This is a genomic window from Buttiauxella cochleicola (assembly GCF_021283185.1).
Taxonomy (GTDB): Bacteria; Pseudomonadota; Gammaproteobacteria; order Enterobacterales; family Enterobacteriaceae; genus Buttiauxella; species Buttiauxella massiliensis.
In genome coordinates, this window is the sequence record NZ_JAJSOS010000011.1 from 29,999 (window position 1) to 43,738 (window position 13,740).

13 protein-coding genes, 5 tRNA genes and 2 other RNA genes are annotated in these 13,740 nt (G+C 49.5%); 5 read left to right on the forward strand and 15 right to left on the reverse strand.

The genetic code is table 11. From position 1 onward, the window contains the following. The 3 genes from galK (at nt 1) to gpmA (ending at nt 3,145) form a co-directional block, all read left to right on the forward strand. Nucleotides 1–1,149 (forward strand): galactokinase, encoded by a 1,149-nt coding sequence (gene galK / locus LVQ76_RS16800; RefSeq protein ID WP_232922095.1) that lies wholly within the window; start codon nt 1–3, stop codon nt 1,147–1,149. After that, nucleotides 1,143–2,183, forward strand: a complete 1,041-nt coding sequence (gene galM, locus LVQ76_RS16805) for a galactose-1-epimerase (protein WP_232904390.1) — start codon at nt 1,143–1,145, stop codon at nt 2,181–2,183. Before galK ends, galM begins: the two co-directional genes overlap by 7 nt. A 209-nt stretch (nt 2,184–2,392) precedes the next feature. Further along, nucleotides 2,393–3,145: a 2,3-diphosphoglycerate-dependent phosphoglycerate mutase gene (gpmA, locus tag LVQ76_RS16810; RefSeq protein WP_064512586.1), complete on the forward strand. Its 753-nt coding sequence runs from the start codon at nt 2,393–2,395 to the stop codon at nt 3,143–3,145. A gap of 63 nt (nt 3,146–3,208) precedes the next feature. On the opposite strand, the gene aroG is transcribed toward gpmA, so the two are convergent. Next, entirely contained in the window at nt 3,209–4,261 is a 1,053-nt protein-coding gene (aroG, locus tag LVQ76_RS16815; RefSeq protein WP_232866909.1) for a 3-deoxy-7-phosphoheptulonate synthase AroG, read from the reverse strand. Nucleotides 4,262–4,586: 325 nt separating this feature from the next. Between aroG and LVQ76_RS16820 the strand changes: the two genes are divergently transcribed. Together LVQ76_RS16820 and zitB are read left to right on the forward strand one after the other, a co-directional pair. After that, nucleotides 4,587–4,958: a YbgS-like family protein gene (locus tag LVQ76_RS16820; protein WP_151994519.1), complete on the forward strand. Its 372-nt coding sequence runs from the start codon at nt 4,587–4,589 to the stop codon at nt 4,956–4,958. 121 nt (nt 4,959–5,079) lie between these two features. Beyond that, complete coding sequence (zitB, locus tag LVQ76_RS16825; RefSeq protein ID WP_232867034.1) at nt 5,080–6,012, forward strand: CDF family zinc transporter ZitB; 933 nt, start codon at nt 5,080–5,082, stop codon at nt 6,010–6,012. On the opposite strand, the gene pnuC is transcribed toward zitB, so the two are convergent. From pnuC to tolR, 14 genes are all read right to left on the reverse strand, one after another. Next, nucleotides 6,013–6,729: a nicotinamide riboside transporter PnuC gene (gene pnuC, locus LVQ76_RS16830; RefSeq protein ID WP_232867033.1), complete on the reverse strand. Its 717-nt coding sequence runs from the start codon at nt 6,727–6,729 to the stop codon at nt 6,013–6,015. Nucleotides 6,730–6,829: 100 nt separating this feature from the next. Continuing rightward, nucleotides 6,830–7,891 carry a quinolinate synthase NadA gene (gene nadA / locus LVQ76_RS16835; protein ID WP_232922096.1) on the reverse strand — a complete coding sequence of 354 codons (1,062 nt, stop codon included), beginning with the start codon at nt 7,889–7,891 and terminating at the stop codon, nt 6,830–6,832. A 225-nt stretch (nt 7,892–8,116) separates the two neighbouring features. Further along, a tRNA-Lys gene (locus LVQ76_RS16840) sits at nt 8,117–8,192 on the reverse strand. A 3-nt stretch (nt 8,193–8,195) separates the two neighbouring features. Continuing rightward, nucleotides 8,196–8,271 (reverse strand) — tRNA-Val (locus LVQ76_RS16845). A gap of 43 nt (nt 8,272–8,314) precedes the next feature. After that, nucleotides 8,315–8,390 (reverse strand) — tRNA-Lys (locus tag LVQ76_RS16850). Between the two features lie 46 nt (nt 8,391–8,436). Next, nucleotides 8,437–8,562: non-coding RNA, RtT sRNA (locus LVQ76_RS16855), on the reverse strand. A 15-nt stretch (nt 8,563–8,577) separates the two neighbouring features. Next, a tRNA-Lys gene (locus LVQ76_RS16860) sits at nt 8,578–8,653 on the reverse strand. Between the two features lie 44 nt (nt 8,654–8,697). After that, nucleotides 8,698–8,823, reverse strand: a non-coding RNA gene (locus LVQ76_RS16865) — RtT sRNA. Nucleotides 8,824–8,837: 14 nt separating this feature from the next. Further along, a tRNA-Lys gene (locus tag LVQ76_RS16870) sits at nt 8,838–8,913 on the reverse strand. A gap of 164 nt (nt 8,914–9,077) precedes the next feature. Next, nucleotides 9,078–9,875: a cell division protein CpoB gene (gene cpoB / locus LVQ76_RS16875; RefSeq protein ID WP_232922097.1), complete on the reverse strand. Its 798-nt coding sequence runs from the start codon at nt 9,873–9,875 to the stop codon at nt 9,078–9,080. A gap of 9 nt (nt 9,876–9,884) precedes the next feature. Then, nucleotides 9,885–10,406 carry a peptidoglycan-associated lipoprotein Pal gene (gene pal / locus LVQ76_RS16880; RefSeq protein ID WP_064512605.1) on the reverse strand — a complete coding sequence of 174 codons (522 nt, stop codon included), beginning with the start codon at nt 10,404–10,406 and terminating at the stop codon, nt 9,885–9,887. 26 nt (nt 10,407–10,432) lie between these two features. Beyond that, nucleotides 10,433–11,725: a Tol-Pal system beta propeller repeat protein TolB gene (gene tolB / locus LVQ76_RS16885; protein ID WP_034458746.1), complete on the reverse strand. Its 1,293-nt coding sequence runs from the start codon at nt 11,723–11,725 to the stop codon at nt 10,433–10,435. Between the two features lie 128 nt (nt 11,726–11,853). After that, the gene (gene tolA, locus LVQ76_RS16890; RefSeq protein ID WP_232922098.1) at nt 11,854–13,155 is read right to left on the reverse strand and encodes a cell envelope integrity protein TolA; all 1,302 of its coding nucleotides are present in this window, start codon (nt 13,153–13,155) and stop codon (nt 11,854–11,856) included. A 152-nt stretch (nt 13,156–13,307) separates the two neighbouring features. Beyond that, a complete protein-coding gene (gene tolR / locus LVQ76_RS16895) occupies nt 13,308–13,739 on the reverse strand; it encodes a colicin uptake protein TolR (RefSeq protein ID WP_034497142.1) in 432 nt (143 codons plus the stop codon). Nucleotide 13,740: the final 1 nt, after the last annotated feature.

Genomic DNA, 13,740 nt, shown 5'->3' on the forward strand with positions numbered 1-13,740 from the left:
ATGAGTCTGAAAGATAAAACCCAACATCTCTTCGCCGAACAATTTGGTTATCCGGCGACCCATACAATTCAGGCTCCAGGCCGGGTTAACCTGATTGGCGAGCACACCGATTACAATGATGGCTTTGTGCTGCCTTGTGCTATCGATTACCAAACGGTGATCGGTTGCGCGAAGCGTGACGACCGTCTGGTGCGCGTGATTGCTGCAGATTACGATAACCAAACAGATGAATTTTCGCTCGATAAGCCAATTCTGAGCCACGACACACAACAGTGGTCCAACTATGTTCGCGGTGTCGTTAAACATCTGCAAAAGCGTGATAAAAACTTCGGCGGCGCAGATTTAGTGATTAGCGGTAACGTGCCACAAGGTGCAGGCCTGAGTTCATCGGCATCACTGGAAGTCGCGGTAGGTACTGTGTTCCAGAAGCTTTATCACCTGTCGCTTGATGGCTCGCAAATTGCCTTAAATGGCCAGGAAGCTGAAAACCAATTCGTCGGCTGTAACTGCGGCATCATGGATCAGTTGATTTCAGCGTTAGGCAAAAAAGATCACGCATTGCTGATCGATTGCCGCACGCTCGGCACTAAAGCGGTTTCGATGCCGAAAGGCGTTGCTGTCGTCATTATCAACAGTAACTTCAAACGTACTCTGGTAGGCAGCGAATACAACACCCGCCGTCAGCAATGCGAAACCGGCGCGCGTTTCTTCACGCAGAAAGCACTGCGCGACGTTGAGCTCTCCAAGTTTAATGAAGTGGCTCATGAGCTTGACCCGATTGTTGCGAAACGCGTACGCCACGTCCTGACTGAAAACATCCGCACCGTAGAGGCCGCTGATGCGTTGGCAAAAGGTGATTTAAAACGTATGGGCGTGCTGATGGCTGAATCTCACGCTTCTATGCGCGATGATTTTGAAATCACCGTGCCACAAATCGATACTTTGGTTGAAATCGTCAAAGCGACTATCGGCGATAAAGGCGGCGTGCGTATGACTGGCGGCGGCTTCGGTGGTTGTATCGTGGCGCTGATTCCGGAAGATTTAGTTACAACGGTTAAACAGGCTGTCGAAAAACAGTACGAAGCGAAAACCGGTATCAAAGAAACCTTCTATGTCTGCAAACCTTCGGAGGGCGCTGGTCAATGCTAAAAGAGACTCCACAGCTCGCACCTGACGGGCAACCCTTCCGCATCTCCACCCTGCGCAATAGCGCAGGGCTGGTGGTCACAGTAATGGACTGGGGCGCTACCCTGCTCTCGTGCCGCGTGCCGATGAAAGACGGCAGCGTGCGTGAAACGCTGCTTGGCTGCGAAACGCCGGAAGATTATCTGAATCAATCCGCTTATCTGGGTGCAACCGTTGGGCGTTATGCCAACCGCATTGCTAACAGCCAGTTTGAGCGCGATGGCGTCACTGTTAAAGTGACAGCAAATCAGGGCGCACATCAGTTGCATGGTGGGCCTGATGGTTTTGACAAACGCCGCTGGCGGATTGTGCGCCAGAATGAGCATGAGGTGCTATATACACTTGATTCTCAAGACGGCGACCAGGGATTCCCCGGTGAGTTGCGCGCAACTGCGCGTTATGCCCTTACCGAAGATAACTGTATCACCGTCGAATTCCGTGCCAAAACCAGTAAACCATGCCCGGTAAATCTGACTAATCACGCTTATTTCAATCTCGATGGTAAGCAAAACGATATTCGTCAACATCGCCTTCAATTGCTGGCAGATAGCTATTTACCCGTCGACAGCAACGGTATCCCGCAAGCTGGACTTGCCGATGTTACGAACACAGGCTTTGATTTCCGCACAGCAAAAACTATCGCCGATGATTTCCTGCATGACAACGACCAGGTGTTGGTGAAAGGCTACGACCACGCTTTCTTGTTGCAGGCGCAAGGTGATGCCAGCCTGCCCGCTGCACATGTCTGGTCGAGCGATAATAAACTGCAAATGACGGTCTATACCACCGCCCCTGCTCTGCAGTTTTATAGCGGAAATTACCTGGAAGGAACACCAGCAAGGGAGCAAGGTACCTATAGTGCTTATCAGGGCCTGGCGCTCGAAAGCGAGTTCCTGCCGGACAGCCCAAATCACCCTGAATGGCCACAACCCGATTGCTGGTTACAGCCAAATGAAGAGTATTTAAGCATTACAGAATACGAGTTTATTGCGCTTTAAATTTTTCGCCCTCCACAATGGAGGGCGAATCTTATCCTGATCGCTGGATTTCCCACCGTTTAGCGACAAAAATATAACAACCATTCACATCCACCTTACACTCCACACTCTTTTTCGCTATGTTAAACGTTTAGCATTGCCGCTTGCCCCTTTGCGGCAATATAATGATAATCGTTATCATTAATCGCAGGCTTATTAAGGAGTAAACTATGGCTGTTACTAAGCTGGTTCTGGTTCGTCACGGTGAAAGCCAGTGGAACAACGAAAACCGCTTCACCGGTTGGTATGACGTTGATCTGTCTGAGAAAGGTAAAACTGAAGCGAAAGCTGCAGGTAAACTACTGAAAGATGAAGGCTACTCTTTCGACTTTGCTTATACCTCAGTGCTGAAACGTGCCATCCATACACTGTGGAATATCCTCGATGAACTGGACCAGGCATGGCTGCCAGTTGAGAAATCCTGGAAGCTAAATGAGCGCCACTACGGTGCACTTCAGGGTCTGAACAAAGCTGAAACTGCTGAGAAATACGGTGATGAGCAAGTTAAGCAATGGCGCCGTGGCTTTGCTATCACACCTCCAGAGCTGACGCGTGATGACGAACGTTTCCCAGGCCATGATCCACGTTATGCAAGCCTGAGCGATAAAGAGCTGCCGGTAACTGAAAGCCTGGCGCTGACTATCGATCGCGTTATCCCTTACTGGAACGAAACCATTCTGCCACGCATGAAAAGCGGCGAGCGTGTGATTGTTGCCGCTCACGGTAACTCCCTGCGTGCATTGGTTAAATTCCTCGATAACCTAAGCGAAGACGAAATTCTTGAGCTGAATATCCCAACTGGCGTGCCGTTGGTGTATGAGTTCGACGAGAACTTCAAACCGCTGAAGCGCTACTATTTGGGCAATGCTGATGAAATTGCAGCAAAAGCCGCAGCAGTAGCAAACCAGGGTAAAGCGAAGTAATTCGTTAGATGTGAAAAAGGCGTGGTGAAAACCACGCCTTTTTTATTGTTATCGCGTTAAAACTTAGCCGCGGCGTGCTTTTACTGCATCAGCCAGCTGGCGCAGTACGGTTTCGGTATCTTCCCAACCGATACATGCATCGGTCACGCTCTTGCCATAAACCAGCGGCTCGCTACCTTCCAGGTTCTGGTTGCCTTCTACAAGGTGACTTTCAATCATCACACCAGTAATCGCGGCATCACCACCAGAAATTTGCTGGCAAACATCTGTGCACACTTCCATCTGCTTCTTAAACTGCTTGCTGCTGTTCGCGTGGCTGAAGTCGATCATCACTTGGGCAGGCAGGCCAGCTTTTTGCAGATCGGTTTTCACCTGAGCAACATGCGCTGCGCTGTAGTTTGGCTCTTTACCGCCGCGCAAGATGATGTGGCAGTCGCCATTTCCGCTGGTAGTAACGATGGCAGAGTGGCCCCATTTGGTCACAGACAGGAAGCAGTGTGGCGCACCAGCTGCATTGATCGCATCGATCGCAACTTTCATGGTGCCGTCAGTGCCATTTTTGAAGCCAACCGGGCATGAAAGGCCAGACGCCAGCTCACGGTGAACCTGAGATTCTGTAGTACGTGCACCAATGGCACCCCAGCTCATCAAGTCCGCCAGATACTGCGGGGTGATCATATCCAGGAACTCACCTGCCGCTGGTAGACCAGAGTCGTTGATATCCAGCAATAACTTACGGGCAATACGCAAGCCATCGTTGATCTGGTAGCTGCTGTCCATATGCGGATCGTTGATCAGACCTTTCCAGCCCACCGTTGTGCGTGGTTTTTCGAAGTAGACACGCATAACGATTTCCAGCTCACCTTGCAATTCTTCACGCAGTGTTAATAAGCGCGCGCCATACTCTTTCGCAGCTTTGATATCGTGAATTGAGCAAGGGCCAATGACAACCAGCAGGCGATCATCATTTCCTTTCAGAATTTTATGAATCGCTTTGCGCGCGCCAGATACGGTTGCGGCGGCTTTTTCAGTGGCGGGGAATTTTTCGAGCAGCGCTACTGGCGGTAAAAGTTCGTTGATTTCTTTAATACGTAAGTCGTCATTCTGATAATTCATGATATTTCCGGGAATGGCCTTGAGATTTAGCTTAGTTGCAATCCTTTCAATCTATCGCTTCAGACCTGAAGTGTAAACGGGCTTTTACACTTCAGGCAGAATATTCCTGGAAACGACCTAAAAAGCGTCAAAAAATGGTAAAAACCCGGTTTCCCGCTACAATTTTTAATTGTTAACACTGAAAAACACTCAATTAGCAAAATTGTATTCTGATGCGGCTTTCATGGCTGACATATTTAGCCAATAAAAGCACCAGGCACAGAATAAAGCCAGTGCACTGTTGGAAGAAGTTACCCAGCAATAACGACCATAACAGGAGCATTAAATGAATAAATTAACTGCACTTTTCCTGACAGCAACCCTTTCTGTAGCAAGCAGTCTGGCAATGGCCGCTGAAACCAGCGGGAGCAATAACGGTCAGGCAAATGCAAGTGCCGAAGCAGGCCAGGTTGCACCCGACGCGAATCAGAATCTCGCACCCAAAAACGTCGATAATAGCAATATCAATAATGGCGGCACTATGCTTCATCCTAATGGCTCAACCAGCAGCAGCGGTATGACCAACGATGGGATGAGCAAAGATGAAATCCATAAAAATTCGATGTGTAAGGACGGGAAATGCCCGGATATGAACAAAAAGGTAGAAACCGGTAGCGGAGATGACGTGAACACGAAAGTGGACGGCACCTCGCAGTAAATTAAGCCCGGAAAATAAAGGGGAGAGCTTAGGCTCTCCTTTTTTATGAGCGTTATTCAACAAGTTATCAATGTTAGTGGTTATAATTAGCGCATTGTTGCTTTACGGATACAGAGGAACCATGGCGCATACACATCAACATACCCCGAGTGATTCCAACTCCAGGCGCCTTCTGTGGGCTTTTGCCGTCACAGCAATCTTTATGGTGGCCGAAGTCATCGGTGGTGTGCTTTCTGGCTCGCTTGCCCTGCTCGCTGACGCGGGTCATATGCTGACAGATGCAGCGGCATTACTGGTGGCTTTGCTGGCAGTACAGTTTGCGCGCCGTCCAGCAAATACTCGCCATACCTTCGGTTGGTTAAGGTTGACGACACTTGCAGCCTTTGTGAATGCCATTGCTCTGGTGGTGATAACCATTCTGATTGTCTGGGAGGCAGTAGTTCGTTTTTATCATCCGCAACCCATAGCCGGCTGGACGATGCTGATTATTGCGTTTGCCGGGTTACTGGCGAATCTATTTTCGTTCTGGATTTTGCATCGCGGAAACGAAGAAAAAAATATTAACGTTCGCGCTGCAGCTCTGCACGTTTTGGGAGATTTGTTAGGTTCGGTAGGAGCCATTGCTGCGGCACTGATCATTCTTTGGACAGGCTGGACACCTATTGACCCTATCCTTTCCATCCTGGTTTCGTGCCTGGTGCTACGTAGCGCATGGAGTTTGCTCAAAGAGAGCGTCAATGAACTTCTCGAAGGCGCACCTCATGCTTTTGATATTCCGGTACTGAAGCGCAAACTGGCCAGAACCATCCCGGAAGTACGGAATGTTCATCATGTCCATATCTGGTTAGTTGGTGAGAAACCGTTGATGACTCTTCATGTTCAGGTGGTACCTCCGCACGATCACGATGCTCTGCTAGAACGCATCCACCATTTTTTAAAAGAGGAATATCAGATTGAGCATGCGACGGTGCAGATGGAGTATCAGCTTTGCCAGGGGCAGGATTGCGACTTAAACGAGCATGACCATCATGGCCATGCTCATCATCACCACTGATTAGGAAAAGGCGCGTGAACCCCGTTCATGCGCACTTTTGATCCACATGCGGCTACCGTTGAGCGCAATAAACGTCAGGATCAAATACTCCAGCGACATTGCATAGACGCCCTGCAAGGCAAAAATAACCACGCTAATCATGTTAATGATCACCCAAAGTAGCCAGTTTTCGACGTACTTACGAGTCATCAGAATCATCGCCACAATGGACAGTACCATCATGCAAGAGTCCCAGAATGGGAAAGCATCAGGTTGAAGATCAGGCATCGTTACATTCATGCCTGAAGCCTGCATAACGGAAACCGCCGTACGAGTCAGGAAAGCAAATACCGGGTCGATGAAGATTGTCATCAGTCCAATAGCACCGACGCAGAATACAATCCAGGCCAGCGCCTTAGGTAACGGTAACCAACGAATATGGAGTGCAGCCTGATTGTCACTGGTCTGTCTCGACCAGGCATACCAGCCATAAATATTAGCTGCAAAGAAGAACAGTTGTAGCAACAGGCTCGCATAGAGTTGAATCTGGAAGAAAATAATCGCAAATAGAGTGACGTTAATTAAACCAAATGCGTAGTTGCTGATTTTCTCAAGACTTGCCAGCCAGATACACAGTAAACCCGCCACTGTCCCGACTGCCTCAATCCACGATAAATCATACCCGCCAGCCCCGATGGGTATGTGAACCAAAATGTTCTGCGTGCTAAAAAAGTCCATATTCGCTCCTTAAGGTATTCCCAAAATAATTGGAGCTGCATCAAGGGTACGTGAACGTAGCCAACATAGATGCAGCTTCAAATATGACAGGATAAAATCCTTACGCATTATCCTTAACGTTGCGTCGCAACTCAGCGGCAAAATCTAACATTCGATTTAAAGGCACCAGCGCGCCCTCACGCAGCGCAGCATCAACATGGATCTCGTGTGCCGCTCCGCCTTGCTCCAATCCCTCAGCGATGGCTTTAAGGCCATTCATCGCCATCCATGGGCAATGTGCACAGGTACGGCACGTTGCACCTTCTCCTGCGGTTGGCGCTTCGAACAATTCTTTATCCGGGCATGCCTGCTGCATTTTGTAGAAAATGCCACGATCCGTGGCCACTATAAGTTTCTTGTGGGGCAACGTTTTCGCTGCAGCAATCAGTTGGCTGGTAGAACCGACAGCATCGGCCAAATCAACGATTGCTTGCGGTGATTCAGGGTGAACCAATACTGCTGCATCCGGATAAAGTGCTTTCATGCGGGTCAATGCCTGAGTTTTAAACTCGTCATGCACAATACACGCACCTTGCCAGCACAACACGTCAGCACCAGTCTGCTTTTGAACGTAATTTCCCAGATGACGATCCGGTGCCCAGATGATTTTCTCGCCCAGGCTGTCCAGATGTTCAATTAATTCAACTGCAATGCTGGAAGTCACAACCCAATCCGCACGCGCTTTTACCGCTGCGGAAGTATTAGCATAGACCACCACTGTGCGATCAGGGTGTTGATCGCAGAAGGCGTTGAACTCTTCGATTGGGCAGCCGAGATCCAAAGAGCACTCTGCATTAAGAGTTGGCATCAGAACGGTTTTTTCTGGGCTCAGGATTTTCGAGGTTTCCCCCATAAAGCGCACCCCAGCCACCAACAGCGTGGTTGCTGGATGATTGGCTCCGAAACGCGCCATCTCCAGCGAATCAGAGATACAGCCCCCCGTCTCTTCAGCCAGAGCCTGAATTTCAGGATCAGTGTAGTAATGAGCCACCATCACAGCATTCCGCTCTTTCAGCAGGCGCTTGATTTTCTCACGGTAAAATTGCTTTTCATCCGCGCTCAAAGGCTGTGGTTTAGGTGGGAAGGGATAAATCGCTGCTTCTGGATCGAACATTACGCTCATAGTGCTTTCTCGTTTGACTGACTTAACCAAATTAGCACTATTCTGGCGAAGACCTACCAGAAATGGCCACGGTTGTTTTGTATGCTAAACAAGATAGCGAATTATGGCGGGATTGTCGTGAGGAATTTACAGTTACCTAAGCCCAATGCCTTCCTTCTGCAGAAGGAAGAAGTCGTTCGGACTGTAGAAACGAAAAAAGCGCCCAAAGGCGCTTTTTTCTGAATTTGGTGGGGCGTGCAGGATTCGAACCTGCGACCAATTGATTAAAAGTCAACTGCTCTACCAACTGAGCTAACGCCCCGAATGGTGGGTGATGACGGGCTCGAACCGCCGACCCCCTCCGTGTAAAGGAGGTGCTCTACCAACTGAGCTAATCACCCAAACTTCGGTACTACTTCATACTACTTCGCACTACTTAAATATTGGTGGGGCGTGCAGGATTCGAACCTGCGACCAATTGATTAAAAGTCAACTGCTCTACCAACTGAGCTAACGCCCCGCAATGCGGTTTACTGCTAATATCGAAGATGCTTTCACTCGAGGAGTGGTGGGGCGTGCAGGATTATTCGGCCTCTGGCCTCACCCTTCGGGTCGTTGCTATGCAACGTTGTTTCGCTTTCGCTCAACTCGAACCTGCTGCAGGTTCAAACCCTTCACGACTCACTTACTTCGCACTACTTAAATATTGGTGGGGCGTGCAGGATTCGAACCTGCGACCAATTGATTAAAAGTCAACTGCTCTACCAACTGAGCTAACGCCCCGCTATGCGGTTTACTGCTTCTTCAAATACTTACTGCATCGAAATTGGTGGGGCGTACAGGATGATTCGGCCTTTGGCCTCACCCTTCGGGTCGTTGCTATGCAACGTTGTTTCGCTTGCGCTCAACTCGAACCTGCTGCAGGTTCAAACCCTTCACGTTCACTTCTTTCAAACTGCATCGAAATTGGTGGGGCGTGCAGGATTCGAACCTGCGACCAATTGATTAAAAGTCAACTGCTCTACCAACTGAGCTAACGCCCCAATTTCGTGTCACTTTCGGTTTGTTTGATATCCCTTGGCAACGGCGGCATATATTACTGATTTAAGATTTTGACGCAACAAGAATTTCGATCAAGATCACCTAATGGCTTGTGTTTTGTCCGGCTTGACCAGAAAAGCAGCAATATCTGGTCAGGCCGCACACACTACATCGCATTCAGACGTTTTTGAGCCTGCTTTGCGCCTTCGGTATTTGGGAACTGTTTGATCACTTGTTGATACACAGCTTTCGCTTTTGCGGTATCGCCTTTGTCTTGCATGATCACACCGACTTTATACATTGCATCTGGAGCCTTAGGTGATTTCGGGTAATTTTTCACCACAGAGGCAAAATAAAACGCCGCATCATCCTTTTTCCCCTTGTTGTAATTCAACTGACCTAACCAATAATTTGCATTTGGCTGGTAAGTTGAATCTGGGTACTTTTTAACAAAACTCTGAAATGCAGCAAGGGCTTCATCCTGACGGGACTTATCCTGCACCATGGCAATAGCCGCATTGTAGTCGCTGTTAGCGTCACCACCTTGCACTGGGGCTGCTGCAGCTGGTGTTTCAGCTGCAGCACCAGCATCAGGTGTAGCTGCCGCTGCAGCCCCCTGATCGGTACTACCAGCCGCTTGTCCTGCTGCTGCACCACTACCAAGGCTGTCTATCTGCAATAAAATTTGCTTCTGACGCTCAACAACCTGATTCAATTGGTATTGGCTTTCCTGAATTTGACCACGCAGGGAATCAATATCATTTTGATTATCAGAGAGTTGTTGTTGGAGTTGAGTTAAAAGTTGACTATGAGCGTTAGAAATACGCTCGAGTTGAGTGACACGGTCTTCGACCGAGCCTGAGCCGACACTACTGATTGGCGCCTGAGCAGTAGCGGCCCAGGGGGCCGCTATGCCAACCAGTAACGACAGACTCAACAAGTGATGTCTGAGGTTACTGTTCATGCAGTTCTCTTAGTAAACCAGTACGGCACGACGGTTTTTAGCGTAAGCCGCTTCGTCATGACCCAGTACTGCTGGTTTTTCTTTACCGTAAGAAACGATGGAGATCTGGTCTGCAGAAACGCCTTTACCTTGCAGGTACATCTTAACAGCGCTAGCACGACGCTCACCCAGCGCAATGTTATATTCCGGGGTACCACGTTCGTCCGCATGACCTTCTACGGTCACTTTGTAAGATGGGTTGCTACGCAGGAAGTTAGCGTGTGCATCCAGCATTGCAGCGAAGTCAGAAGAAACATCATACTTATCCAGACCGAAGTATACGATGTTGTTCTGTTGCAACTGTTGCATCTGCAGGCGAGCCTGTTCTTCAGATGACATGTTGCCATTGCTACCGTTAGCGTCCATACCAGTGCCGGCGCCCAGCATACCTTCGCCGCTCTCGTTGTTGGCGCTCTTGTTAGAACTACACGCAGCGATTGCCATAACAGGCAGTGCCAGCATCAGCCCTTTCAGCACTTTGTTCAGTTGCATTTCTTTGATCCTTTAATATTTTATTATCACAGATACGGCGACCAGGCAGGAGATTTAACCTGACCATCGGTTGCCGGAAGACGCGCTTTGAAACGCCCATCTGTTGAGACCAGATTCAGCACAGATCCCATCCCCTGAGAAGAGCTGTAGATTACCATCGTGCCGTTAGGTGCCAGACTTGGCGTTTCATCCAGGAACGTTGACGATAAAGTTTGTACGCCACCCGCTACCAGATCCTGTTTGGCGATGTGTTGCTGCCCACTATTGGAGCTAACCATCACCATAAACTTACCGTCGGAACTCACATCAGCATTCTGGTTCTGAGGACCTTCCCAGGACAGACGCTGTGGAGCACCACCGTTGATATTCACTTTATAAATCTGCGGACGCCCAGCCTGGTCAGAGGTATAAGCTACATTCTGGCTATCCGGGAACCACGTTGGTTCTGTATTGTTGCTGCGTCCATCAGTTACCTGACGAATCTGACCAGAAGCTATGTCCATAACATACAGGTTCATACTACCGGTTTTAGATAGCGTGAAGGCCAGTTTGCTGCCGTCTGGAGAAAATGCTGGCGCACCGTTATGACGAGGGAACGAAGCTACCTGACGAATTGCACCATTCGCCAGAGTCTGGATAACCAGAGCAGAACGGCCACTTTCAAATGTTACGTAAGCCAGTTTGCTGCCGTCTGGAGACCACGCTGGTGACATCAGCGGTTCAGGAGAACGTTTGACAACATTGGTGTTGTAGCCATCGTAATCAGATACGCGCAGTTCATACGGGAACTGGCCGCCGTTAGTCTGCACCACATAAGCGATACGAGTACGGAACGCACCTTTAATGCCTGTCAGCTTCTCAAACACTTCATCACTTGCGGTATGACCAGCATAGCGAATCCACTGTTTGTTCACCTTGTAGGAGTTCTGCGCAAGCACAGTACCAGGTGCACCAGAAGTATCAACCAACTGGTAAGCAACGGTATAGCTGCCATCACCGTTTGGTGTAACCTGGCCTACAACAACGGCATCAATACCCAGAGCAGTCCACGCGGCCGGTTGCACTTCCTGAGCGGAGCCAGGCTGCTGCGGTAAGCGTGAACGATCCAGTGGATTGAATTTGCCGCTATTACGTAAGTCTGCAGCAACGATGCCACCAATATCTTCTGGCGCGGCACCGGGGCCTCCCCATTTAAATGGCGCAACACCAATTGGACGTGCTGAGTCCACCCCTTGGGTGATCTCAATACGGACTTCTGCGTGCAGTACTGCTGCCCACAGCATTAAAAAACTTAAAGCTACTCGAAATGCCTGCTTCATCATATCTCCCTTATCTGGACCCAAAGCCCACGATAATTTAGCAGAATGTTAACAAACTCAAATACACAAAACTACCAAAACCCTGTGACACAGCCTGGTTAGTTTTCCCCGCTTTCGCGAGGAAAATTTTACTGTGGCTTAAAGTCGATAGGCGCGTTTTTGAAAGCTTCATAAACGTCCTGGCTTGGCGGCTTCGGAATCTTCGCCAGACGTGCTGCCGCAATGGCAGCCTGACACAGGGCCGGGTCGCCACCTTCTGATTTGATATCAAGAAGTAAACCATCAGGAGCCAGTTTTATGCGCAATGAACAGGTCTTACCACTAAAGGCAGGGTCCTGGTAAAACTTACTTTCTATTGCTACTTTTATCTGACCTGCGTAACCATTGATTTCAGCACCAGAAGCGCCATTATTTTTATTATTCCCTTTCCCAGCCGCAGCTGCGCTATTACCTTTTGCTCCTGCACCCGTTTTCGGTGCATTCTTACCTGAGCTCAAGTCGCCAAATAGATCGTCAACGCCCGCAGCGGCAGCTTTATCGGCAGCGGCTTTCTCAGCAGCAGCCTTTTTCTTAGCATCTGCAGCAGCTTTCTTATCAGCAGCACCTTTTGCAGCAGCAGCCTTATCGGCCGCGGCTTTTTCAGACGCAGCTTTCTCGGCGGCGGCAGCTTCTGCTGCTGCTTTTTTCTCAGCATCAGCAGCCTTTTTAGCAGCTTCAGCGGCGGCTTTCTTCTCAGCATCTTGCTGAGCTTTCTTCGCTGCAGCATCTGCGGCTTTCTTCTCGGCTTCCTGCTGAGATTTTTTCGCCGCAGCAGCGGCTTCAGCAGCTGCTTTTTTCTCTGCATCAGCGGCTTTTTTAGCTGCTTCCTCAGTCGCTTTCTTTTGTGCATCTGCAGCAGCTTTCTTCGCCGCTTCTTCCGCAGCCTTCGCCTGAGCGTCAGCCTGAGATTTGGCCTGAGCATCAGCTTGGGCTTTGGCATCTGCTTTGGCTTTCGCCGCCGCTGCTTCAGCTTGCTTCTGTTGCTCCTGCGCTTCTTTCGCGGCTTCTTGCGCTTGCTTCTGCTGATCTGCTTGTTGCTTCGCTTGTTCCTGCGCTTCCAGGCGTTCTTTCTCCAGTTGCTTCAGACGCTGTTGTTCAGCAGCCTGTTTTTCCTGAAGTTCTTCCGCCTGCTGTTGCGCTTGTTTCTCGCGTTGCTCTGCCGCACGTTTACTGCTCGCCTGCTGTTGCTGCTGGCGATTGTACTGCTGAACAACTGCACCTGGGTCGACCATGACCGCGTCAATAGCCGAACCTCCACCGCCGCCAGCACTGGCGTCGATGTGTTCGTCAAACGAGCTCCAAATCAGGATTGCAATCAAAATGATATGCAGGATCACTGAGACGATTATCGCGCGCTTGAGCTTATCGTTTTCTATGGTTGCCTTTGACACTATCGGTTCCCAAATATAGCAAGATATATCCGTCATACTTCAAGTTGCAGGGGCGTTGGCTGCTCTCCCTCACCCCAGTCACTTACTTAAGTAAGCTCCTGGGGATTCACTCACTTACCGCCTACCTGCAACATGAATTATTTAGGAATAGATCAGATTGGCTGCGTCATCAGACCGACGGATTTCACACCTGCACTATGCAGCATGTTAAGTGCTTTGATGATTTCCTCGTAAGGGACATCTTTAGCACCACCGATCAAAAAGACCGTTTTCGGGTTTGCCTGCAAACGACGCTGTGCTTCCGCAATAACCTGTTCAGATGGCAACTGGTCCATACGGTCTTTCTCAACCACCACGCTGTACTGCCCTACCCCGGACACTTCAATAATGACCGGCGGTTCATCGTTACTGCTCACCGTCTGCGAATCTGTCGCATCCGGCAAATCTACCTCTACGCTTTGTGTAATGATTGGAGCCGTTGCCATAAAAATAAGCAACAATACCAACAGTACGTCCAGCAGAGGAACGATGTTAATTTCGGACTTTAATTCCCGACGACCACGCCCACGTCCACGTCTGGCCATG

Coding starts and splice junctions, on each gene's coding strand:
- zitB (WP_232867034.1), top strand. CDS start 5,080: ATGGCGCATACACATCAACATACCCCGAGTGATTCCAACTCCAGGCGC.
- cpoB (WP_232922097.1), bottom strand. CDS start 9,875: ATGAACAGTAACCTCAGACATCACTTGTTGAGTCTGTCGTTACTGGTT.
- pal (WP_064512605.1), bottom strand. CDS start 10,406: ATGCAACTGAACAAAGTGCTGAAAGGGCTGATGCTGGCACTGCCTGTT.
- pnuC (WP_232867033.1), bottom strand. CDS start 6,729: ATGGACTTTTTTAGCACGCAGAACATTTTGGTTCACATACCCATCGGG.
- gpmA (WP_064512586.1), top strand. CDS start 2,393: ATGGCTGTTACTAAGCTGGTTCTGGTTCGTCACGGTGAAAGCCAGTGG.
- aroG (WP_232866909.1), bottom strand. CDS start 4,261: ATGAATTATCAGAATGACGACTTACGTATTAAAGAAATCAACGAACTT.
- tolB (WP_034458746.1), bottom strand. CDS start 11,725: ATGAAGCAGGCATTTCGAGTAGCTTTAAGTTTTTTAATGCTGTGGGCA.
- nadA (WP_232922096.1), bottom strand. CDS start 7,891: ATGAGCGTAATGTTCGATCCAGAAGCAGCGATTTATCCCTTCCCACCT.
- galM (WP_232904390.1), top strand. CDS start 1,143: ATGCTAAAAGAGACTCCACAGCTCGCACCTGACGGGCAACCCTTCCGC.
- tolR (WP_034497142.1), bottom strand. CDS start 13,739: ATGGCCAGACGTGGACGTGGGCGTGGTCGTCGGGAATTAAAGTCCGAA.
- LVQ76_RS16820 (WP_151994519.1), top strand. CDS start 4,587: ATGAATAAATTAACTGCACTTTTCCTGACAGCAACCCTTTCTGTAGCA.
- galK (WP_232922095.1), top strand. CDS start 1: ATGAGTCTGAAAGATAAAACCCAACATCTCTTCGCCGAACAATTTGGT.